This window comes from Pseudomonas sp. CP4, from assembly GCF_047758505.1.
Taxonomy (GTDB): domain Bacteria; phylum Pseudomonadota; class Gammaproteobacteria; order Pseudomonadales; family Pseudomonadaceae; genus Aquipseudomonas; species Aquipseudomonas fluorescens_AO.
Genome location: NZ_CP180489.1, coordinates 3,101,505 through 3,122,813, shown reverse-complemented (window position 1 = coordinate 3,122,813; position 21,309 = coordinate 3,101,505). Strand labels below are relative to the sequence as shown.

Below are 21,309 nucleotides of genomic sequence, written 5' to 3'. Positions count from 1 at the left end.
CTGAAGGTTTTTTATGACTCAATCCAAGCAAAAACTCGCGGTGGCCGTGGCTGCCGCGCTGGCGGTGGGCGTGCTGGTGTACCTGGCGATGCCCGGGCTTTTCGGCCACCGCACCGAGCAAACCACCAATGACGCGTTTGTCTCGGCCGACTACACGCTGGTGGTGCCGCGCGTGGCCGGGTTCATCAAGCAGGTGCTGGTCGAAGACAACCAACAGGTCAAGGCCGGGCAGTTGCTGGCGCTGATCGATGACCGTGATTTGCGCGCAGCGGCGGAAGCAGCGGATGCGCAAACCCTGGTCGCGCGTGCGCAGTTGCAGAACGCCAACGCGACCCTGGAGCGTCAGGCTTCGCTGATTGCTCAAGCGCAGGCCGCAGTGGTCTCGGCCAAAGCGGAAATGGCCTTCGCGCAACAGGAACTGAACCGCTACAACCACCTCGCCGGTGTCGGCGCCGGCACCGTGCAGAACGCGCAGCAGGCGCGCACGCGCATCGATCAGGCGTCGGCGCGCCTCGACACCGCGACCGCGAAACTGGCGGCCGAACGCAAGCAGGTCGAGATTCTCACCGCCCAGCGCAACGCCGCCGAAGGCAATCTGAAACACGCGCATGCGGCGCTGGAGATTGCCAGTTTCAACTTGTCCTACACGCGCATCACCGCGCCGCAGGACGGCATGATCGGCGAGCGTGCGGTGCGTGTCGGGGCTTACGTCACGCCGGGCAGCAAACTGTTGGCGGTGGTGCCATTGCAGCAGGCCTATGTGGTGGCCAATTTTCAGGAAACCCAGTTGACCGATGTGCAGCCCGGGCAGGATGTGCAAGTCCGAGTGGACAGTCTCGGCGGCGAAGCCCTGACCGGCCGCGTCGAGAGCATTGCGCCGGCAACTGGCGTGACCTTTGCGGCGGTGAAACCGGACAACGCGACGGGCAACTTCACCAAGGTTGTGCAGCGGATTCCGGTGAAGATCGTGCTGGAGCCGGGCCAGCCACTGGCCGAGCGGTTGCGGGTGGGGATGTCGGTCGAGGCGAGTATTGATACCGCCAGCTCAAAGGCGTCCGGGCGCGAGGTGACGCAGCGATGATCGGTGTTGAATCGGCTGGCCTCATCGCTGGCAAGCCAGCTCCCACAGGGGGCATTGGCAGGCTGAACCATTTTGCACAACCTGCACAATCTTTGTGGGAGCTGGCTTGCCAGCGACGGGGGCATTGGCAGCAACTCACTCTGAGTGCCTTGCTTGCAGTCAGCCTCAGCGCGTGCACCGTCGGCCCAGACTTCCAGAAACCCGAAGCCCCTCAGCCTGCCGACTGGGCCAAACCGAGTCAATCCGCGCCAAGCCAGGCCGTCAGCGCACCCTTGAACGAACGCTGGTGGGAAACCTTCCACGACCCGCAGCTGTCCGCGCTTACCCAGCGCGCGCTGAACAGCAACCTCGACCTGCAACTGGCCAGCAGCCGCCTGCAACAAAGCCGCGCCGCGCGCCAGGTGATCACCGCCGAGCGTTATCCGAACAGCTCTGCTACCGGCAGTTACGGGCGCAAACGCAACAGTGGCAAAGGCTTGAACGATCCATCGGGCAATAACGGCGACGAGGCCTTCAACCTGTGGGATGCCGGTTTCTCCGCCTCATGGGAGCTGGACTTCTGGGGGCGCGTGCGCCGTGAAACTGAAGCCGCCGATGCCAATCTCGAAGTGGCGGAAAATGATCGTCGTGGTGTGCTGCTGACAGTACTCGCCGACACCGCGCAAAACTACATTCAGCTGCGCGGGGTGCAGAACACCCGTGCCGTCACCGAGCAGAACCTCGACGTCGCCCGGCACAGCCTGAAGCTTTCGCAGCTGCGGCTGGCCGATGGCGTGGCGACCGATCTCGAAGTCGCCGAAGCCGCCGCGCAAGTCGCCGCCATCGAAGCACGCCTGCCAGCGCTGGAGCAGCGTCAGTCGCAACTGATCAACGCGATCAGTCTGTTGATGGGCGAACCACCGCAGGCCCTCGCTCAAGCGTTATCCACAGACGCGGCAGTGCCGCAGTCGCCACTGCAAGTCGCCATCGGTCTGCCGTCGCAATTGGCCGAACGTCGTCCGGATATCCGCCAGGCCGAAGCGCGTCTGCACGCCGCCACCGCCAACATCGGCGTGGCCAAGGGCGATTTCTATCCGCGCATTACCCTGTCCGGCAACCTCGGTTCACAGGCCATGCAGCTGAGCGATTTCGGTTCATGGGGCTCGCGTGCCTTCGGCATCGGCCCGCAATTCAGCCTGCCGTTATTCGACGGCGGTCGCCTGCGCGGGATGCTGCAATTGCGTGAAGCTCAGCAGCAGGAAGCAGCCATCGCCTACCAGCAAACCGTGCTGCGCGCCTGGCATGAAATCGATGATCAACTGACCGCCTACAACGCCAGTCAGCGCCGTCGTGACAGCCTCGCCGAAGCCGTGCGCCAGAACCAGATCGCCTTGCGCACCGCGCAACAGCAATACGTCGAAGGCGTGGTCGATTTCGTCAACGTCCTCACCGTGCAAAGCGCCTTGCTCGCCACGCAGGAACAATGGGTGGAAAGCTCGACCGGCGTTTCCCGGGCGATGGTCGGTTTGTACAAGGCGCTGGGCGGCGGATGGCAGTCGGTCTATCCGGCAGCGCAACTGGCCGCAGGCTCACCTGACGTCGCCAGACCCTGAACCCGCCGCGACAGCTATGATCAACTCCATTGCAGCGAACGGCCTAACGCCGGACCTGAATTGCAGAGGAGTTGCATCATGGAAAATCCGCAGCACAGTCTACCGGCCCTGTTCAAACAACTCGGCCTTGATGACGATCCGACCGGCATCGACCAATTCATCGCCAGCCATTCGCCGCTCAAGCCGGAATTGCATCTGGCTGACGCGTTTTTCTGGACAACAGGTCAGGCGCAGTTTCTGCGCGAGGAGATTCTCGACGATGCGGATTGGGCGGAAGTGGTGGATCAGTTGAATGTGATGTTGCGTAAGGGGCGGGTGGGGTGATCATCGCGAAGTTGTATCCTCGTTGAACGCCACAGTTGTCCACATGGCATAAATAGACCAAAATCACGTCCTAATTTGAGGTTCTTATTATGCAAAGCGTTCTCGCCGATATGGCTGTCAGTGTCTCTGAACTGAAGAAAAATCCTACTGCCGTGCTGAACGGTGCACATGGGGGGGCCGTCGCTGTCCTCAACCACAATCGCGTCATGGGTTATATGGTGCCGGCCGAAGTTTACGAAGCGATGATGGAGCGGCTTGATGATCTTGAGCTGGCTGACATCGTTCGTTCGCGCCTCCACGAAACGCCCATTTCGGTAAGCCTGGATGACTTATAAGCTTGAGTTTCTGCCGTCTGCGCACAAAGAGTGGAACAAGCTGGGTCATACGTTGCGGGAGCAGTTCAAAAAGAAGCTGGGTGAGAGGCTGAAGCTTCCCAGAATCCCGGCTGACGCCCTCCACAGCATGCCCGACTGCTACAAAATCAAACTCAAAGCCTCGGGGTATCGATTGGTTTACCAAGTCATCGACGAACGAGTCGTAGTTTCCGTGCTAGCGGTTGGCAAGCGCGAACGCAGCAGTGTTTACGATACTGCCAGGAACCGTTGAACGAGCCCCCGCTTTATTCAAGTGGCCGATGTTTGTCGATGAGATTCTTGAGTGACCGGACTGGGCCACCAAAGTGTGGGATTAGTTGATGTATCGTCTGGCATGAGGCGCAGCATGTAAAAAAAATGCGCGAAAAGGCTCAGATGTAAAAAAAACCTCCTTTCTGTAAAAAAAATTTCGTTTTGTCCGTCGCATTAGATTTTTTCTTCGAAAAATTACACATCCAACTCGTGGTACGCCTCGGCCAAGCGTGGGGAGATTTGTTTCAAAACTTGACTGAAATTCCCCTCCAATGCGATATTGATAGTTAGCAAACTAACAGTATCCGTTATCCCGTGTCCGATTCCCTCGACAGTCTCCAGATGAACATCAGCAGCGCCATGGTGGTGGCCGCCCGGCATTGGCGGAAGATCTGCCAGACCACGCTGGTCAACTACGGAATTTCCGAAGCCTGCGCCGTGCCTTTGTTGATGATCGGCCGCTTGGGCGAAGGCGTGCGCCAGGTGCAAGTCGCCCAGGCTGCGGGGATGGAAAGTCCTTCGCTGGTGCGCTTGCTCGATCAGCTGTGCCATGCCGGTTACGTCTGTCGCACCGAAGATGCCCAGGATCGCCGCGCCAAGTGCCTGAGCCTGACCGATACCGGCCGCGAGCTGGTGCAAGCGGTCGAAGCCGAGCTGGTGCGCTTGCGCCACGAAGTGCTGGAAGGCATCGAGCGCAGCGATCTGGAAGCTACGCTTCGGGTACTGAGGGCTTTTGAGGCGGCGAGTTCGCCTGTGGTGGTCAATTCTTGAACGGTTTTTTCACTGGCATGCCGCCGGCCCGTGACTGGTTTTACGGGGTTCGTACTTTTGCAGCGTCGATGATTGCGCTGTACATCGCCTTGCTCATGCAAATGCCGCGTCCGTATTGGGCGATGGCCACGGTGTACATCGTCTCCAGCCCGTTTCTCGGCCCGACCAGTTCCAAAGCGCTGTACCGCGCGGCGGGCACTTTCCTGGGCGCGGCGGCGGCGGTGCTCTTCGTGCCGATGTTCGTACAGAGTCCCTATGTGCTGGTGGTGGTGATCGCGTTGTGGACCGGCATTCTGCTGTTCATGTCCCTGCATCTGCGCACCGCCAACAGCTATGCGCTGATGCTGGCCGGCTACACCTTGCCGCTGATTGCCCTGCCCGTGGTGGATAATCCGCTGGCGGTGTGGGACGTGGCCGAGGCGCGTACCGAAGAGATTTTCCTTGGCATCGCCGTCGCTGCGGTGGTCGGTGCGATGTTCTGGCCGCGTCGGCTGGCGCCGGTGTTCAACGATGCGGTAAGCAAGTGGTTCGCCGATACGACGAGCTACAGCCTGAAGTTTCTCAGCCGCGATGTGCAGCCGGAAGAAGTCACCGCGCTGCGCATGGCGATGGTCGCCAATTTCAACAGCCTCGAATTGATGATCGGCCAGTTGCCTCACGAAGGCGCGCGGCCACAGACCGTGCGTAATACCAAGGAACTGCGCGGGCGGATGATTCATCTGTTGCCGGTGATTGATGCCCTTGAGGATTCGCTGTACGCACTCGAACGTCGCACGCCGGAACTGGTGGAAAAATTCCAGCCGTTGCTGACGTCGACCCGTGAGTGGTTGGGCCACGCAGACGCCAATCTCGAGCGCTGGCAAGCACTGCGCGATCAACTCGACGCGCTGCAACCGAGCGCCGAAGCACTGGAGGACCGCAAACAGTTGCTGTTCTCCAACGCGATCTACCGCCTCGGTGAATTCATCGATCTATGGCAGGACTGCCGCAGCCTGCAGGATGCGATCCTGTGCGAGCGCCAGGACAGCTGGCGTGCGGTCTATCGGCACTGGCGCCTCGGCCGCTTGACGCCGTTCATCGATCGCGGGCTGATGCTGTACTCGGTGACCTCGACCATTCTGGCGATCATCGTCGCTTCGGTGCTGTGGATCCTGCTCGGCTGGCCGGATGGCGGCAGCGCAGTGATTCTGGCGGCGGTGGCGTGCAGCTTCTTCGCCTCGATGGACGATCCGGCGCCGCAGATTTACCGGTTCTTTTTCTGGACCGGGATGTCAGTGCTGTTCGCCAGCCTTTATCTATTTCTGATTCTGCCCAACCTGCATGATTTCCCGATGCTGGTGCTGGCGTTCGCCGTGCCGTTCATTTGCATCGGCACGCTGACGGTGCAGCCGCGTTTCTACCTCGGCATGCTGCTGACGCTGGTCAACACTTCCTCGTTCATCAGTATTCAGGGCGCCTACGACGCTGACTTTTTTGCCTTTGCCAACTCCAACCTCGCCGGGCCGCTGGGGCTGTTGTTCGCTTTCATCTGGACGCTGGTGGCGCGACCGTTCGGTGCCGAGCTGGCGGCCAAGCGTCTGACCCGGTTCAGCTGGAAAGACATCGTCAGCATGACCGAACCGGCCAGCCTCGCCGAGCATCGTCATTTGGGCGTGCAGTTGCTTGATCGGCTGATGCAGCACCTGCCGCGTCTGGCCTTGACCGGTCAGGACACCGGCATTGCCATGCGTGAAGTACGTGTCGGTCTGAACATGCTCGATCTGCTTGCCTACACCCCGCGCGTCACCGGCGTGCCAAACGCCCTGTTGCGACAGGTGGTGGGCGAGGTCGGCGAGTATTTTCGCGCCTGCCTCAAAGCCGACGAACGCTTGCCGGCACCGAGCGGTCTGCTGATGACACTTGATCGTACCCGCCGTGCGCTGAACGGCGAGGGCGACGATGAAACCCGTCGACACCTGTTGCACGCTCTGAGCGGTCTGCGTCTGGCCTTGCTGCCCGGCGTTGAGTTCGTCTCCAGCGCTGAACCCGAAGAACCGCTGCCCGATGGAGCGCCCCTATGATCGGTGATCTGGATATCAGCGGCATTTTCCTGCCGACCCTGCTGGTGCTGATGGGCATTACTTACGTGCTGTTTTTGTTGGTGCATGGCGTGCTGCAACGCCTGCACTTTTACCGTCTGGTCTGGCACCGGGCATTGTTCAACGTGGCGCTCTACGCCGTGCTGCTGTACGGCGTGGACTCACTCAGTCGATACCTGATGACATGAAAAAACCGTTTCTGACCATCGGTCGTGTGGTCCTGACCTTGCTGATCGTGACTTTTGCCGTTGTCCTCGTCTGGCGCATGGTGATGTATTACATGTTCGCGCCATGGACCCGTGACGGCCACATTCGCGCCGACATCATCCAGATCGCCCCGGACGTGTCCGGGTTGATCCAGCAGGTCGAGGTAAAGGACAACCAGTTGATCAAGCGCGGCCAGGTGCTGTTCAGCATCGATCAGGACCGCTTCAAACTGGCCCTGCGCCAAGCCAAGGCCGCCGTTGCCGATCGCGAAGAAACCCTCGCCCAGGCCCAGCGTGAAGCCAAGCGTAACCGTGGCCTCGGCAATCTGGTGCCGGCCGAGCAACTGGAAGAAAGCCAGTCGCGGGTGGCGCGAGCGCAATCGGCGCTGGCCGAAGCGTTGGTAGCGGTCGACAGTGCACAGCTCAACCTCGATCGCTCGGTAATCCGCAGCCCGGTCGACGGTTACGTCAATGACCGCGCGCCGCGTCCGCAGGAGTTCGTCACCGCCGGGCGTCCGGTGTTGTCGGTGGTCGACAGCAACTCCTTCCACATCGACGGCTATTTCGAAGAAACCAAACTTGACGGTATTCATGTTGGGCAATCGGTGGATATCCGCGTGATCGGCGACAGCGCGCGATTGCGCGGGCATGTCGAAAGCATCGTCGCCGGCATCGAAGATCGCGACCGCACCAGCGGCAGCAACCTGCTGCCCAACGTCAATCCGGCGTTCAGTTGGGTGCGCCTGGCGCAGCGGATTCCGGTGCGTATCGCTTTCGATGATGTACCGGCCGACTTCCGCATGATCGCCGGGCGTACCGCCACCGTGTCGATCATCGACGATCAGGCGCAGGAGTCGCAGCCATGAGCAGGGCCTGGTTGATCGCCGGGTTGGGCGTGATGCTCTCGGCCTGTCAGATGGTCGGTCCGGATTATCAGGTGCCCGCCGACGCGGCGGTGCAGCGCAAGGACATTCAGGGTGAGCTGGCAGTCGCCGGCAAACCGGTGGTCTCGGCGCCGGTGCCGACCGACTGGTGGCGACTGTATAAAGACCCGCGCCTCGATCAACTGGTGCAGCAGGCCATGGCGTCCAACACCGACTTGCGTGTAGCGGCGGCGAACCTGTCGCGGGCGCGCGCTCAGGTGGATGAAGCCGAGGCCGCTGGTGGCTGGAGCGGCGGGGTGAAAATGGGCGCCCAACGCCTGCAGGAATCCGGTCAGGCGTTCCTGCTGCCGGAAAAAGTCCCGGTGGCCAATATCGCCGATATCGGTATCAGCGCTTCGTACCAGTTCGACCTGTGGGGCACCTTGCAACGCGGCATCGAAGCGGCCAAAGCCAATGCCGATGCGACACAGGCCGCAGCCGACACTGCGCGTATCACCTTGGTGGCGGACGTGGTTCGTGCTTACACCCAGGTCTGCGCCGCCAACGAAGAACGCGAGATCGCCGAGCACTCCCTCGATCTGCAATCGCAAAGCACCACGCTGATCCAGCGTCTGCGTGACGCCGGGCGGGGCGACGAGACTCAGGTCACCCGTTCGCAGACCCAATTCAAATCCCTGCGCGCCGACTTGCCGCGCTATGAAGCGGCGCGTCAGGCCGGGCTGTTCCGTCTGTCGATGCTGCTGGCCAAACCCGTCGAACAGTTGCCGGCGGGCACGGCCAGTTGCGCCGAGCTGCCGAAAATCGCCCAACTGGTGCCGGTCGGTGACGGCGCTGCGCTGCTCAAGCGCCGTCCGGATATTCGTCAGGCCGAGCGGCGTCTTGCGGCGGCAACCGCCGGCATCGGTATCGCCACTGGCGAGCTGTACCCGGACATCAGTATCGGCGCGACCATCGGCACCGTCGGCATCATTGATGACCTTGGCGACCCGTCGACCAACCGCTGGGGCTTTGGCCCGTCGCTGAGCTGGAAAGTACCGACCAACGGCGCCCGTGCGCGCATTCGTGAAGCCGAGGCCAACACTCAAGGCGCGCTGGCGCATTTCGACGGCGTGGTGCTCAACGCCATCCGCGAAACGCAGACCGGTCTGGCCCAGTACAGCGCGCTGCTGCAACGCCGCGATGCGCTGGCCGAAGCCGAGCAGTCGGCCAAGCTCGCCGCCGAGCAGACGCACCGCTTCTTCCAGGCCGGCCGCGAGTCGTTCCTTGCCGACCTGCAAGCAACCCGTACCTACACCGATGTCACCGCGCAACTGGCCGCCGCCAACACCCAGGTCGCAATGAGCCAGATCGATTTGTTCCTCGCCCTGGGCGGTGGCTGGGAAAGCGGACGAACGAACACCTCGAGCGTCAGCAAACCCTGAGGCCGTTGCTATGCTTTGAAGTGTTGGAGGGGCGCCCCATGCCAAGCGCTCCTGCAATGCACATTGCTAGTGCTGGCCCAGGGGAAACAATAATGAAAAACCCTTACGCTCTCGGCTTCTGGTGCGCTCTGGTGGCACTGGTGCTGCTCTCGGCCACGTATTTCTACGGGATCATGCTGGCCCACCAGATCGATACGGCGATGATTTTCCTCGACAGCGCCGTTGCGCTGATCGCGGTGATGGCGATCGTCGTCGTCGCGTGGACCTCGATTCAACTGCAACGGGTCAAGAAGCGTCAGCTCGAACGGGGCAAGATGCTCGTGCTGATCTGGGACACCAAAGTCGCCCTGCGCCGGGTCGAAACCGTGTTCGACCGCTATTTCTGGGGCAGCTACTGGCAGCCCGGGCGAACCTTCGCCGAAGTCATGGGCGAGCTCACCGGCACGCCGCTGGAAAAAAGCCTCGAAGCCCTGAAGAAGCAATGCCTGGAACTCGACAAGCAGATCGCCGATGACGGCTGGCACTGGCTGAACAACGCACGCGAGCTGTCCGACGTCGCCACGGCCATGGCCCGCGAGCGCTATCAGCTGGATTTCTGCGATGTCCGGGCGGATACCACCGGCGGAGCGGTGATCGATCGTGACTTCGAAGTGCTGGTGTATACCTGGACGGCGCGGCTGAAGAGTTTTGATCATCAACTGGATGAAATCGAAGTCCAGTATTCCTGAAATCAAAAGATCGCAGCCTTCGGCAGCTCCTACAGGAGAATCGCATTCCAAATGTAGATACCGTCTTGAGCCTCACCGGGCAAGCGCAAGTTTCGGGTCATATGGCAGTCCAGACTTGAGCACTCCGTAAACGAAGTGCAGCAGCTTGCGCATTGCTGCGCAGATGATCTGCTTGGGGGCCTTGCCGTTGGCCTCCAGGCGTTCTTTCATCGCCTTGATCGCCTTATTGTGTTTCAGCGCCACCATGCCAGGCATGTAGAGGCCTGCACGCAGCCGTGCCGACCCTACTCTTGAGATCAGGGTATGACCTTTGAGCTTTCCTGATTCCTGCAGCTTTGGATTGAGCCCTGCAGCAGCGACCAGTTGGCGAGGATCACTGTATTTGCGCAAGTCACCCAGTTCGGCCAGCAATCGTTCAAGCGTTTTTTGTCCGATGCCGTCGATGGTGACGATGAGATCCCGCATCTGACGCATATCCGGGTCGTCATCGATGTGTTTTTTGATCGCCTTGTGCGTTTCTACGATCTCTTTTTCAATATGGCGCAGAACGGAGTTGATCGAGTCTTTGACCTTTTCGTCGGAAACGTCCAGACGATTAAGCTCCATTTGTTCCATTTCCTGAAGGTCATCCAAGCGGCGCACCATTGCTTTCAACTGGCGGTATTTCAGCGGCTCAGGCGCCCATGGGTGAAGTTTTTGATCTTTTTCCCGGGCAAAGTCGGCGATCAGTTTGGCATCACTTTTATCAGTCTTGATGCGGCGCAGTTCGCTGTCAGCGTACGCTTTGGTCGTAGCCGGGTTCACGACGCAGACCCGGAAGCCTTTGTTGTAAACGAACTCCGCGAGTTCCAAGTGGTAAACGCTCGTGGCTTCCATCACGATCAGGGCCGAACGCTCGGCGTTTTTTTCTAGCCACGCCTCAAACTCTTTAAAGCCCTTTGGATCGTTGGCCAGCTTGGCCTTGGTTTTGTGCTTGCCGTTGGGCTGGTGTGTAGCGATATCAAAGGTGTTCTTTGCGATGTCGACGCCAACGAAACCGGACATGATCGTTTCTCCACTTGTTCCCTGTTGCGATCATCACGTCACTCTGTCCAACCTTGCGAATGCGGGCTCTCGCCGCAGGCGGGCCCAAGATACCGTGCGAACTGTACGAGTGAGTGTGGAGGGCTGGAGCACGATCTACGTCACAGGCAAAAAGCCTAAGGAGCTGCGCGGCTTCCAAGTCCCTCCCTCGATGATCAGTCGAGAACTATCGCTCCTGACGGAGCGTTAGTCGAGATACAAAGAAGCAATGCCTGGAACTCGACAAGCAGATCGCCGATGACGGCTGGCACTGGCTGAACAACGCACGCGAGCTGTCCGACGTCGCCACGGCCATGGCCCGCGAGCGCTATCAGCTGGATTTCTGCGATGTCCGGGCGGATACCACCGGCGGAGCGGTGATCGATCGTGACTTCGAAGTGCTGGTGTATACCTGGACGGCGCGGCTGAAGAGTTTTGATCATCAACTGGATGAAATCGAAGTCCAGTATTCCTGAAATCAAAAGATCGCAGCCTTCGGCAGCTCCTACAGGAGAATCGCATTCCAAATGTAGGAGCTGCCGAAGGCCGCGATCTTTTTGCTCTCCCAAGTGTCCATAGACACTCTTTAACCTTTAAACATTGGGCCGTCGCCCGCGCCCGGTGCTAATCTCCACCGCTTAATTGCGCACAGTCGAGCCGCGACCCGATCCCGGGTTCAAGGAAGACGACTTCATCCACAGCCACGGAAACCGATCAGGTCATTCATGAATAAATCAGCAGGCGTGCTTCTCGGAATTGTTGTTGCCATCGGCGCGATCAGCGCAGGCGGGGCCTGGTACACCGGGACCAAGATCGAAGGCGTACTGAACAACGCCGTGACCAACGCCAACAAAGAGTTGCAGACCGCCATGGCCGGCTCCAACGGCACCGCGTCGCTGGAACTGGTATCGCTGGAACGCCACACCTTCACCAGCATCGCGCACTATCGCCTCAAGGGCGAAGGCGAGATGTTCGGTGACGCGCCGGTCGAGTTGCTGTTCGTTGACCACATCGAACACGGCCCGCTGCCGTTCTCGCGTCTGGTGTCGCTGAAGTGGCTGCCGGTCATGGCCACCAGCAACTATGAACTGGAAAAGAGCCCGTCCACGGAAAAATGGTTCGCCGCCGCCAACGGCGCCGCGCCGCTCAAGGGCGTGACTAACATCGGCTACGACGAATCGACCACCAGCACCCTGAACCTGGTGCCGTTCGAAACCGCGCTGGATGAGCAGTCGAGCCTGAAGTTTTCCGGGCTGAGCATGGACATCGCCGCCAGCGCCCAGGCGCAGAAGGTCAAGGCCGACGGTTACATGGACAATCTGAAACTGGTCACCGTGTCGGAAGACCAGGCGCCGGTGCAGGTCGAGCTCAATGGCCTGACCCTGGCCAGCAACCTCGCCAAGAGCAGCTACGGCTACTACACCGGGGAAAACACCCTGGAAGTGACCAGCAGTAAAACCACTTTCGGCGCCAAGCCGATGGTGCTGGGCGTGAAGAACTTCGAAATGAAGAACCGCACCGAAGAAAGCGGCAGCAACGCCTCGGGGCGTGCCGACTACAAAATCGGCGAAGTGACGCTCAACGACAAAAAAGTCGGTTCGGCTGCCATGGCCATGAGCCTGAAGAATCTCGATATTCCGTCGACCATGTCGCTGATGCAGATCTACCAGACCAAGTTGCAACCATACGAAAAAGCCGCTGCCGAAGCCGCCGCCCAGGGGTTGCCGGCACCGGAGCTGAATCTGACCGATGCGGAAAACGCCCAGGTCAAAGCCGATCTGCAGAAGCTGCTGGCGGCCGGCCCGCAACTGGCGCTGGAAAACCTGTCGTTCAACACCGCCAATGGTGAAAGTCGCGCCAATCTGGTGATCGACCTGACCAAGCCGCAATCGATGGATCTGCCGCCGGATCAGCTCGGCAAGCAACTGATCGCGCTGCTCGACCTGAACATTCAGGTGTCCAAGCCGATGCTGGTCGATCTGCTCAGCGTGCAGGCGCAACTCGATGGCCAGACTGACGCCAAAGCCATCGTCGATCAGTCCAGGGAAGCGGCGGACATGTTCGCCGGCATGGCGGTCGGCTCGCAATTGGCTGTCGTCGATGGCACCAACGTAGTGACCAAACTGCATTACGCGGCCAATCAGGTCGAATTCAACGGCCAGAAGATGTCCGTTGAGCAATTCATTGGCTTCCTCATGAGCAAGTTTGCCGGCGTCACCCAAGAGCAATAAACCCAACCGCGCGCCCTCCAGACGCCCGACCCCTGTGTGAACAGGCGCCGGGCGTTTTGCTGTACGTTTTTTGTACAGGCGGGCCGATTCTGAACAATTATTGCGTTGTGAAAATTCGACTACGCTTGCGTGCAGACTGCCTCACCAAGCTTGGCCGAAGGCTGTTTTGTCGGCCACCGTTACGAATGGGCAAGGAGGGCATTGCGACCCGGCTGGCCATGTAAGGATGCTGACAAATGCCGCGTATTGATGGCCCTGTATTACATCGTGGTTTGCGCCCTTTGTTCCGATTCGCCCTCTGCAGCCAGTTGCTCTGGCCGCTGTTGGCGTTGGCCGACACACCCTACGACGAAATGGTGCGCGATGCCCGTGCCGGGCACTACACGCCTGCGCTGACGGTGTTGCGTCAGGTGCCGCCGGGCCAGGCCAGCGACGGTCAGGTCAGCGATCACCTGCAAATCGCCAGTTGGGCCGGTCTTGATGCCGAAGTGGTCAAAGTCTATGAAACCCAAGGCCGCGACCGCGTTCTGCCGGTGCAGGCGCTGACCGCCGCCGCGCGTGCCTATCGCAACCTCAAGCGCTGGGATCAGGCCACTCAGGTCTACAACAAGGCGCTGGCGCTGGAGCCGGACAACGCCGACCTGCAATTGGGCCTGGCGCTGACCCAGGCCGATGCCGGCAAACCCGATCAGGCCGTCACTCGCGCGCAGGCGTTGGTCGCCGCCAAACCCGACGATCCGTCACGCCGTCTCGCCTTGGGCTACGCACTCGGTCGCGCCGGCAAACAGTACGACGCATTGTTCGAATTCGATCAGGCCTTCATCCGCGCCGGCAACAAACCGGAAGTGGCCCGCGAGTACGTGGTCGCCCTGCAAAAGGCCCGTCTGCCTGAACCGGCGCTGCGTCTGGCCAGTCAACGTCCCGGTCTGATTGATCCGGTGACTTTGCGCCGTCTCGAAGGCGATCTCGCCGCCGAACGCGTGCGCCTCGCCGAACTGGCCACCCGCAATGAAAAGGAACGCTACGTTATCGCCGATCGCGCGCTGGCCGATTACGACAAATTGCTCGCGACCTGGACGCCCGACGCCACTGCCCACGACGACGTGACGCGCTGGCGCATCGACCGCATGGGCGCGCTCAAGGCCCGCGCGCGCACCGCCGACGTGATCAGCGAATACCAGAAACTGCAAGCCGAAGGCGTGGAGATTCCGACCTACGCCCTGCGCTGGGTAGCGGCGTCTTATCTGGATCAGCGCGAGCCTGAGATTGCTACCGATCTGTATCGCCAGGTGCTTTCGGCGCCGGACGCCGATGTCGGTGATCGCCTCGAAGACACCACTGCGCTGTACTACTCGCTGCTGGAAAGCGACCGCGCCGATGAGGCGCGCAAGGTCGCCGAAGACGCAGCGAAAGCCCAGCGACCGCGCGTCGAGCTCAAGGGCTTGCCGATCGGCAACCCTAACGACGAATGGATGGACGCGCAGCAGCTCGCGGCGCAGGCCGGCACCTACGGTTCCGACCTGCCCCACGGCGAGGAGCGCCTGCAGACTCTGGTCGAGCAGGCACCGGGCAACCTTGGCTTGCGTCTGGCCCAGGCCGATCTCTACCTCGCCCGCCAATGGCCACGCCGCGCGGAAAGCCAACTCAAGGAAGCCGAGAGCGCGGCACCGCGCGATGCCGGTCTGGAGGTCGCTCAGGCGCGCACCGCAATGGAATTGCAGGAGTGGCGGCAGAACGATGCGCTGGTCGACGATGTGGTCGCGCGCTATCCGGACAACCGTCAGGTGCAGCGTCTGGCCCGCGAACGGGAAGTGCATGACATGGCCGAACTGCGCGTCGAAGCCTACGGCGGCAAAGCCAACGGTGGCGGCAGTGGCGACGCCGGTGCGGTCAGCGGCAGCCGTGATTTCGGTATCCAGAGCACGCTGTACAGCCCGCCGATCAATGAAGACTGGCGCGTGTTTGCCGGCGCCGGTTATGCCACCGGCGATTTCGCCGAAGGCACCGGTCACCATCGCTTCCAGCGTGTCGGCCTGGAGCGGCGCACCCGTGACATGACCCTCGAAGCCGAGGTGTCGAATCACGATTACGGCTTCGGTGACAAACAGGGCGCGCGCCTGGCGATTGCCCGCGACATCAACGATCACTGGCAATACGGCGGCAGCCTCGAATACCTCTCGGCGGAAACGCCGCTGCGCGCGCTCAACAGCGACATCAAAGCCAACGGCGGCAGTGCGTTCTTGCGCTGGCGCGCCAACGAAAGCCGCGAGTGGCGCGTGTCGGTCAGCCCGTCGCATTTCAGCGATGGCAACAACCGTGTCGAAGCGTTGGTCACCGGGCGCGAAGGTCTCTACAGCGCGCCGAACATCCAGGTCGACGCCGGTCTGGAAGTCGGCACCAGCCACAACTCGAAATCTGACGACGTGCCGTACTTCAACCCGAAGTCGGACTTCAGCGTGATGCCGCTGGTCAACATCAACCACGTGCTCTACCACCGCTACGAAACTTCCTGGAGCCAGCAATTCCAGGCCGGCGCCGGCACCTACAGCCAACGCGATCACGGCACCGGCGGTATGGCGTTGCTCGGTTATGGCCAACGGTACGCCTGGAACGACGTGTTCGATGTGGGCGGCATGTTCAGTGTGATCAACCGGCCTTATGACGGTGATCGGGAAACTGATCTGCGTCTGCTCGTCGACCTCACTTTCCGCTTCTAGAAGAGTTTGAAGATGCCTTTTATCTCGCGTTTCATCCTTCTGCTGGGAGCGCTGCTGATCAGCGCCTGCGCCCAGCAAGCCCCGGCCTTCGCGCCGCCCTCCGAGCGCCCGGTCGCGGCCAGTGAAAAACCGTGGCCGAAAAATCATGTGCTCGGCATTGCCTACCACGACGTTGAAGACCGTGATCCCGATCAGGCCGTGGTGGCGGTGCGCACCGAGCGCATGATCGAGCAGCTCGCCTGGCTGCGTGAAAACGGCTACAAACCAGTGACCGTCGACCAGATCATGGCCGCGCGCAAGGGTGGCCCCGAGCTGCCGGCGAAAGCGGTGCTGCTCAGCTTCGATGACGGTTACGCCAGTTTCTATACCCGCGTGCTGCCGGTGTTGCGCGCCTACAACTGGCACGCCTTGCTGGCGCCGGTCGGCACCTGGATCGACACACCGCTGAATCAGCCCGTGGACTTTGCCGGCACGCCGCGCAAGCGTTCGGACTTTCTGACCTGGGAGCAGGTGCGCGAGATTTCCCGATCGGGGCTGGTGGAAATCGCCGCCCATACAGACGCCAGCCACAAGGGCATCCTTGCCAACCCGCAGGGCAACCTGCAGCCGGCGGCGGCGACGCGGCGCTATGACCCCGTCACCAAGCGCTACGAATCCGAAGCCGACTTCCAGGCACGCATTCGTACCGACGTGAAGACTATTTCGGAGAAGATCCGCAAGGTCACTGGCTACAAACCGCGAGTCTGGGTCTGGCCGTACGGTGCCGCTGACGGCACGTCGCTGAGCGTGGTGGGGGACGAGGGCTATGAAATGGCCCTGACGCTGGACGACGGTCTCGACACCCTCGACAACCTGATGAGCGGACCGCGCTTTCTCGTGACGTCCGATCCTGACGGCGAGCATTTTGCCAACAGCATCGTCGGCGTGCAGGAAGAGTTGGCGATGCGCGTGGTGCATGTCGATCTGGATAACGTCTACGATCCGGACCCGGCGCAACAGGACATCAACCTCGGCAAACTGGTGCAGCGCATTTCTGACCTGGGCCCCACTACGGTGTTTCTGCAAGCTTTTGCCGACCCCAAGGGCGATGGTCTGGTGCACTCGCTGTACTTCCCCAACCGCCACTTGCCCGTGCGCGCCGACCTCTTCGACCGCGTCGCCTGGCAACTGCGTACCCGCGCTCATGTGAAGGTCTATGCGTGGATGCCAGTGCTGAGTTTCGAGCTGGATTCGAAGCTGCCGCGCGTGACCCGCTGGGACCCGAAAACCGGTACCACATCGGTCGATCCGAAGCAGTACAAACGCCTGTCACCGTTCAATCCCGAGGTGCGCAGGATCATCGGGGAAATCTACGAAGACCTGGCGAGTCTGACCTCGATCGATGGCGTTCTTTACCATGACGACGCGGTGCTGTCGGATTTCGAAGATGCCACTCCAGACGCGTTGAAGGCCTACGCCGCACAAGGCTTGCCGGGTTCGATTGCCACACTGCGCGACGACCCGGCGGCGATGCAGCGCTGGACGCGTTTCAAGAGCCGCTACCTGATCGACTTCACCAACGAACTCACCGCCAAGGTCCGTGCGATTCGTGGCCCGCAGGTGCTGACCGCGCGCAATATCTTCGCCGAGCCGATGCTCAATCCCGACAGCGAAGCGTGGTTCGCACAGAACCTCGATGACTTCCTCGCTACCTACGACTGGACGGCGCCGATGGCCATGCCGTTGATGGAAAAACAGACGTTGGCCGAGTCCGGCCCGTGGCTGGAAGAACTGGTCGCCACGGTGAAAAAACGTCCCGGCGCGCTCAACCGCACGGTGTTCGAATTGCAGGCGCGCGACTGGAACCAGAAGGATCAGGCCGATATCGATGCCGTGCATCTGGCGGACTGGATGGGCCGGCTCAAGCGTCAGGGCGCGACCAGTTTCGGTTACTACCCGGACAACTTCCTCGACAACCTGCCAGACCTGAAAACCGTAAGGCCTGCACTCTCCAACAAATGGAATCCATAACATGCTGGATAGACTGTTAGCCCTGCTTGTTCTGGCGATTGTCCTAGGCGTTCCGCTGGGGCTGATCTTCGTGGTGACCGGCCAGTTCCTGATGTCGTTCGTGTTCTTCTACCCGCTGTTCATGTCCGGGTTGTGGATCGCTGGCGGTCTGTATTTCTGGCTGCACTGGGAGCGCCACTGGCCGTGGCAGGACGACACGCTGCCGCCGCCACTGGAAGGCGAGCCACTGATTTCGATCCTGATCCCTTGCTACAACGAAGGCGATAATGCGGCCGATACGATTCACGCGGCACTGGCCCAGCACTACCCGAACATTGAAGTGATCGCGATCAATGACGGCTCAAAGGACAACACGGCTGAAGTGCTCGACGCACTGGCCAAGGAAGATCCTCGTTTGCGGGTCCTGCATCTGGCGGAAAACCAGGGCAAGGCTGTGGCCCTGCGCATGGGTGCGATCGCTGCGCGCAGCGAGTATCTGGTGTGCATCGATGGCGACGCCTTGCTGGCGCCGAACACGGCGGCCTATCTGGTCGCGCCGATGCTGGATAACGCGCGTCTTGGCGCGGTGACCGGCAACCCGCGCATCCGCACACGTTCGACCTTGATCGGGCGGGTGCAGGTCGGCGAGTTCTCCTCGATCATCGGTCTGATCAAGCGTACGCAGCGGGTATTCGGGCGCATCTTTACCGTCTCCGGTGTGATCGTCGCGTTCCGTCGTACTGCGCTGAACCGGGTCGGCTACTGGAGCCCGGACATGATCACCGAAGACATCGACATCAGCTGGAAGCTGCAACTCGATCACTGGAGCATCTTCTACGAACCGCGTGCGCTGTGCTGGATTCTCATGCCGGAAACCCTCGGCGGCCTGTGGAAGCAGCGTCTGCGCTGGGCTCAGGGCGGCGCCGAAGTGCTGTTCAAGAACATTCGCGGCATCTGGCAGTACCGCCATCGCTACCTGTGGCCGCTGCTGTTCGAATACTGCCTGTCCACCGGTTGGGCCTTCACTTTCCTGCTGTCGGTGATTTTCTGGGGCATGGGCAAGTTCATGGTCATGCCCGACGCGATCGCCGTCGATCACCTGATGCCGCCGGCCTTCACCGGTCTGTTGCTGGCGTTCGTCTGCCTGGTGCAGTTCGCTGTCAGCATCATCATCGATCGGCGCTATGAACCGGGTCTGGGCAAGACCATGTTCTGGGTGGTCTGGTATCCGCTGGTGTTCTGGCTCGTCAGTCTGCTGACCACCCTGGTCAGTTTCCCCAAGGTGTTGTTCAGCCAACACAAAAAACGCGCGCGCTGGGTCAGTCCTGATCGGGGTATCAAACCGCTGGGCGACGACCAGGAGGAAGTCATCAAATGAAAATTATCCGGACTCGCCAACGGCCCTTTCTGGTGGTGATCGACGTCATCCTCACGGTGCTGGCCTGGGTTGGTCTGTTGTTCCTGTTGATACGCGGCTTATGGCCGTTGATCGAAACCACCGGCGGCCCGCGTATCGAGCACTCGGCATTCGATGCCTTGGGCACTCTGCAGGTTTATATGTGGGTGGCGCTGGTCAACGCGGTGATCCTGATTGGTTGGGCGCGGTACCAGCAAAGCAAAAGCCGCAGCTTCGCCCAGCGCCGTTTGCCCTCGCCGGTGATTGGTGATGAAGGGCTGAGCAAAAGCTTCAAGCTGTGCGAGGAGCGTTTCCAGAAACTGCGCACGCCCGGGGTCATGACCATCCACAACGACCAGGACGGCGACATCAGCCACGTCGAAACGCATTTCTGGCCGGTACAACAGCAGGCCTTGCCGGCGCCGCTGGAGCAACAGCGGGTGATCTTTCTGCATGCCGAAGAAGATGGCAATCGCGAGCCGGTTAACCGCCTGACCTGATCTTCACTGTAGGAGCTGCCGAAGGCTGCGATCTTTTGATTTTGCTTATGTAAAAACAAGATCAAGAGATCGCAGCCTCGTTGCACTCGTCAGCTCCAACGCAGCTCCGGACCGGTGTCAGGCCTGAATCAGCGTCCACGCCTCTTTCATCCGCAACGGTTGCTTCATCCGCTCGGCCAGCAGGGCCATCGCGCGTTGCTTGTCGCAGGCCACCGCCGCAACAACGATGCCGTCTTTTGCGAACAGGCCAATGAATGGCGGCTTCTCCGGCTCGCCGCTGAACTCGACCTCGTCCCATTCTTGCGCGTGTCCGAGATAGTCGTAGTTCTTGCCGAAGTGGTAAGTCCAGAAGAACGGCACATCCAGATAATGCTCCTCGCCACCGAGCATGTTGGCGGCGGCGATGCGCGCGTGTTGCTGGGCCAGGCGCCAATGCTCGATGCGGGTTGGCTGGCCGCTCAGCGGAAACGTCGCGATATCGCCGATGGCCCACAAGCCATCAGTCACGCGCATGCCGCCATCGACGCGCAACGATTGGTCTTCTGCGCTGGGCAGTGATTCGAACGGCTCAGTGGCCGGGTGAACACCAACGCCGGCGAGAACCAGATCCGCCGCCAGACGCAGACCGTTGTCGAGCAGCACGCCCTCGACCTTTTTTTCGCCAAAGATCTCACTCGCCTCGTGCTCGCTGATGAACTTCACCCCGTGCTCTTCGTGCAACGCGCGAATCGCTTTGCCCACGGCGTCGCCGAATTGCTTGGCGAACGGGATTGCGTGGCGAGCGAGAACTGTGACATCGAGGCCGTACTCGCGCAGGGCGGATGCGCATTCAAGGGCGATGAAGCTGTCACCGATGATCACCGCGCGCTGACCCGGTTGCGCGGCGTTGATAATCTGTTCGGCCTGGACCTTGGAGCGCAGGACGAAGACATTGGCCAGCTCGGCGCCGGGCAGTTTCAGCGGGTTGGGCGCGCCACCGGTGGCGAGCACGGCGGCGTCGTAGCGCAGGATGCCACCGTTGTTCAGATGAAGCGTTTTGCCCTGGGCGTCGACTGCGCTGACTTCGCCTTGCACGCGTTCGATGCGTTGCGCTTCATAGAACGCTGCATCGCGCAGGGGCGGGACTTCTTTCGGCGCCATCTCCCCGGCGAGAACAAATTTGCTCAACACCGTGCGGTCGTAGCCGGCATCCGGTTCGCCGTCGACCAGCACAATGCGCCCGCCGAAACCTTTCTCGCGCAGGGCCGCTGCGCAAGCCGTGCCCGCCGCCCCGGCGCCGACCACCACGAATGTTCTTGGATCGTCGGCGGGCGGGGTGTGCGGATCGGGCAGGGGCTGGTCATCGACCCAGACGTCATCGCCGCGCAACTCCAGCGGATAGCGCTTGAGACTGTCCAGCGACGGCGGCTCGCACAGGCCACCGTCCTCGGCCCGGTACGCGGCTTTGTGCCACGGGCAGATCAACCTGCCGTGGCACAACGCGCCTTCGGCCAACGGCGCACCTGCATGCGGGCAAAGTCCCTGAAACGCCCGCAACTCGCCGTTGGCACGCAGCAGGACAATCTTGCAGTCGCCGATTTCGACTTGCAGGCCACGGTCTTGCGGGACATCGGTAAAACGGGCGACACGGTGCAGGGACATCTTGGCTTCCTCGCAGGCTTTTTCTTGTGAGTTGGTGCTGCGGCGTGAGGTTCAGCCATTTG

18 protein-coding genes and 1 pseudogene are annotated in these 21,309 nt (G+C 61.1%); 17 read left to right on the top strand and 2 right to left on the bottom strand.

The genetic code is table 11. From position 1 onward, the window contains the following. Positions 1-13: 13 nt before the first annotated feature. The 11 genes from ACMYUN_RS13940 to ACMYUN_RS13890 all read left to right on the top strand — a co-directional run bounded on the left by ACMYUN_RS13940 (position 14) and on the right by ACMYUN_RS13890 (position 9,711). Positions 14-1,081, top strand: a complete 1,068-nt coding sequence (locus ACMYUN_RS13940) for an HlyD family secretion protein (protein WP_415760906.1) — start codon at positions 14-16, stop codon at positions 1,079-1,081. Then, complete coding sequence (locus ACMYUN_RS13935) at positions 1,078-2,673, top strand: efflux transporter outer membrane subunit (RefSeq protein ID WP_415760905.1); 1,596 nt, start codon at positions 1,078-1,080, stop codon at positions 2,671-2,673. The genes ACMYUN_RS13940 and ACMYUN_RS13935 overlap by 4 nt, the downstream gene beginning before the upstream one ends. A 78-nt stretch (positions 2,674-2,751) precedes the next feature. Beyond that, positions 2,752-2,997, top strand: a complete 246-nt coding sequence (locus tag ACMYUN_RS13930) for a DUF2789 domain-containing protein (RefSeq protein WP_415760904.1) — start codon at positions 2,752-2,754, stop codon at positions 2,995-2,997. An 89-nt stretch (positions 2,998-3,086) separates the two neighbouring features. Then, entirely contained in the window at positions 3,087-3,332 is a 246-nt protein-coding gene (locus ACMYUN_RS13925; RefSeq protein ID WP_041477418.1) for a type II toxin-antitoxin system Phd/YefM family antitoxin, read from the top strand. Next, positions 3,322-3,603 carry a type II toxin-antitoxin system RelE family toxin gene (locus ACMYUN_RS13920; protein WP_122751862.1) on the top strand — a complete coding sequence of 94 codons (282 nt, stop codon included), beginning with the start codon at positions 3,322-3,324 and terminating at the stop codon, positions 3,601-3,603. The genes ACMYUN_RS13925 and ACMYUN_RS13920 overlap by 11 nt, the downstream gene beginning before the upstream one ends. A gap of 362 nt (positions 3,604-3,965) precedes the next feature. Further along, entirely contained in the window at positions 3,966-4,394 is a 429-nt protein-coding gene (locus ACMYUN_RS13915) for a MarR family winged helix-turn-helix transcriptional regulator (protein ID WP_016772266.1), read from the top strand. Next, positions 4,391-6,454: an FUSC family protein gene (locus tag ACMYUN_RS13910; protein ID WP_415760903.1), complete on the top strand. Its 2,064-nt coding sequence runs from the start codon at positions 4,391-4,393 to the stop codon at positions 6,452-6,454. The genes ACMYUN_RS13915 and ACMYUN_RS13910 overlap by 4 nt, the downstream gene beginning before the upstream one ends. Next, the gene (locus ACMYUN_RS13905) at positions 6,451-6,660 is read left to right on the top strand and encodes a DUF1656 domain-containing protein (RefSeq protein ID WP_016772264.1); all 210 of its coding nucleotides are present in this window, start codon (positions 6,451-6,453) and stop codon (positions 6,658-6,660) included. Before ACMYUN_RS13910 ends, ACMYUN_RS13905 begins: the two co-directional genes overlap by 4 nt. Further along, entirely contained in the window at positions 6,576-7,544 is a 969-nt protein-coding gene (locus ACMYUN_RS13900) for an efflux RND transporter periplasmic adaptor subunit (RefSeq protein WP_415763975.1), read from the top strand. The genes ACMYUN_RS13905 and ACMYUN_RS13900 overlap by 85 nt, the downstream gene beginning before the upstream one ends. Then, positions 7,541-8,983 carry an efflux transporter outer membrane subunit gene (locus tag ACMYUN_RS13895; protein ID WP_415760902.1) on the top strand — a complete coding sequence of 481 codons (1,443 nt, stop codon included), beginning with the start codon at positions 7,541-7,543 and terminating at the stop codon, positions 8,981-8,983. Before ACMYUN_RS13900 ends, ACMYUN_RS13895 begins: the two co-directional genes overlap by 4 nt. 92 nt (positions 8,984-9,075) lie before the next feature. Next, positions 9,076-9,711 carry a hypothetical protein gene (locus tag ACMYUN_RS13890; RefSeq protein ID WP_024011125.1) on the top strand — a complete coding sequence of 212 codons (636 nt, stop codon included), beginning with the start codon at positions 9,076-9,078 and terminating at the stop codon, positions 9,709-9,711. Between the two features lie 72 nt (positions 9,712-9,783). Here ACMYUN_RS13890 and ACMYUN_RS13885 read toward each other — a convergent pair whose 3' ends face one another. Further along, a complete protein-coding gene (locus ACMYUN_RS13885) occupies positions 9,784-10,755 on the bottom strand; it encodes an IS110 family transposase (RefSeq protein ID WP_056786210.1) in 972 nt (323 codons plus the stop codon). Positions 10,756-10,994: 239 nt separating this feature from the next. On the opposite strand from ACMYUN_RS13885, the pseudogene ACMYUN_RS13880 reads away from it, so the two are divergent. The 6 genes and pseudogenes from ACMYUN_RS13880 to pgaD form a co-directional block, all read left to right on the top strand. Further along, positions 10,995-11,249 (top strand): annotated as a pseudogene (locus ACMYUN_RS13880) (NADH:ubiquinone oxidoreductase subunit N); the annotation flags it as partial. A 249-nt stretch (positions 11,250-11,498) separates the two neighbouring features. Further along, on the top strand, positions 11,499-13,004 hold the full coding sequence (locus ACMYUN_RS13875) for a YdgA family protein (RefSeq protein ID WP_415760901.1): 1,506 nt from the start codon (positions 11,499-11,501) through the stop codon (positions 13,002-13,004). 236 nt (positions 13,005-13,240) lie between these two features. Continuing rightward, on the top strand, positions 13,241-15,721 hold the full coding sequence (gene pgaA / locus ACMYUN_RS13870) for a poly-beta-1,6 N-acetyl-D-glucosamine export porin PgaA (RefSeq protein ID WP_415760900.1): 2,481 nt from the start codon (positions 13,241-13,243) through the stop codon (positions 15,719-15,721). A 12-nt stretch (positions 15,722-15,733) separates the two neighbouring features. Beyond that, positions 15,734-17,731 carry a poly-beta-1,6-N-acetyl-D-glucosamine N-deacetylase PgaB gene (gene pgaB / locus ACMYUN_RS13865; protein ID WP_415760899.1) on the top strand — a complete coding sequence of 666 codons (1,998 nt, stop codon included), beginning with the start codon at positions 15,734-15,736 and terminating at the stop codon, positions 17,729-17,731. A gap of 1 nt (position 17,732) precedes the next feature. Then, positions 17,733-19,088, top strand: coding sequence for a poly-beta-1,6-N-acetyl-D-glucosamine synthase (gene pgaC, locus ACMYUN_RS13860; protein ID WP_415760898.1), 1,356 nt, complete (start codon positions 17,733-17,735; stop codon positions 19,086-19,088). Then, positions 19,085-19,606, top strand: a complete 522-nt coding sequence (pgaD, locus tag ACMYUN_RS13855) for a poly-beta-1,6-N-acetyl-D-glucosamine biosynthesis protein PgaD (RefSeq protein ID WP_415760897.1) — start codon at positions 19,085-19,087, stop codon at positions 19,604-19,606. Before pgaC ends, pgaD begins: the two co-directional genes overlap by 4 nt. Before the next feature lie 117 nt (positions 19,607-19,723). On the opposite strand, the gene ACMYUN_RS13850 is transcribed toward pgaD, so the two are convergent. Then, positions 19,724-21,247: an FAD-dependent oxidoreductase gene (locus ACMYUN_RS13850; protein ID WP_415760896.1), complete on the bottom strand. Its 1,524-nt coding sequence runs from the start codon at positions 21,245-21,247 to the stop codon at positions 19,724-19,726. Between the last annotated feature and the right edge of the window lie 62 nt (positions 21,248-21,309).

Bases quoted from the DNA above. Each gene is read 5' to 3' on its own strand.
- ACMYUN_RS13940 (WP_415760906.1), top strand. From the start codon at position 14: ATGACTCAATCCAAGCAAAAACTCGCGGTGGCCGTGGCTGCCGCGCTG.
- ACMYUN_RS13935 (WP_415760905.1), top strand. From the start codon at position 1,078: ATGATCGGTGTTGAATCGGCTGGCCTCATCGCTGGCAAGCCAGCTCCC.
- ACMYUN_RS13930 (WP_415760904.1), top strand. From the start codon at position 2,752: ATGGAAAATCCGCAGCACAGTCTACCGGCCCTGTTCAAACAACTCGGC.
- ACMYUN_RS13925 (WP_041477418.1), top strand. From the start codon at position 3,087: ATGCAAAGCGTTCTCGCCGATATGGCTGTCAGTGTCTCTGAACTGAAG.
- ACMYUN_RS13920 (WP_122751862.1), top strand. From the start codon at position 3,322: ATGACTTATAAGCTTGAGTTTCTGCCGTCTGCGCACAAAGAGTGGAAC.
- ACMYUN_RS13915 (WP_016772266.1), top strand. From the start codon at position 3,966: ATGAACATCAGCAGCGCCATGGTGGTGGCCGCCCGGCATTGGCGGAAG.
- ACMYUN_RS13905 (WP_016772264.1), top strand. From the start codon at position 6,451: ATGATCGGTGATCTGGATATCAGCGGCATTTTCCTGCCGACCCTGCTG.
- ACMYUN_RS13895 (WP_415760902.1), top strand. From the start codon at position 7,541: ATGAGCAGGGCCTGGTTGATCGCCGGGTTGGGCGTGATGCTCTCGGCC.
- ACMYUN_RS13890 (WP_024011125.1), top strand. From the start codon at position 9,076: ATGAAAAACCCTTACGCTCTCGGCTTCTGGTGCGCTCTGGTGGCACTG.
- ACMYUN_RS13885 (WP_056786210.1), bottom strand. From the start codon at position 10,755: ATGTCCGGTTTCGTTGGCGTCGACATCGCAAAGAACACCTTTGATATC.
- ACMYUN_RS13875 (WP_415760901.1), top strand. From the start codon at position 11,499: ATGAATAAATCAGCAGGCGTGCTTCTCGGAATTGTTGTTGCCATCGGC.
- pgaA (WP_415760900.1), top strand. From the start codon at position 13,241: ATGCCGCGTATTGATGGCCCTGTATTACATCGTGGTTTGCGCCCTTTG.
- pgaB (WP_415760899.1), top strand. From the start codon at position 15,734: ATGCCTTTTATCTCGCGTTTCATCCTTCTGCTGGGAGCGCTGCTGATC.
- pgaC (WP_415760898.1), top strand. From the start codon at position 17,733: ATGCTGGATAGACTGTTAGCCCTGCTTGTTCTGGCGATTGTCCTAGGC.
- pgaD (WP_415760897.1), top strand. From the start codon at position 19,085: ATGAAAATTATCCGGACTCGCCAACGGCCCTTTCTGGTGGTGATCGAC.
- ACMYUN_RS13850 (WP_415760896.1), bottom strand. From the start codon at position 21,247: ATGTCCCTGCACCGTGTCGCCCGTTTTACCGATGTCCCGCAAGACCGT.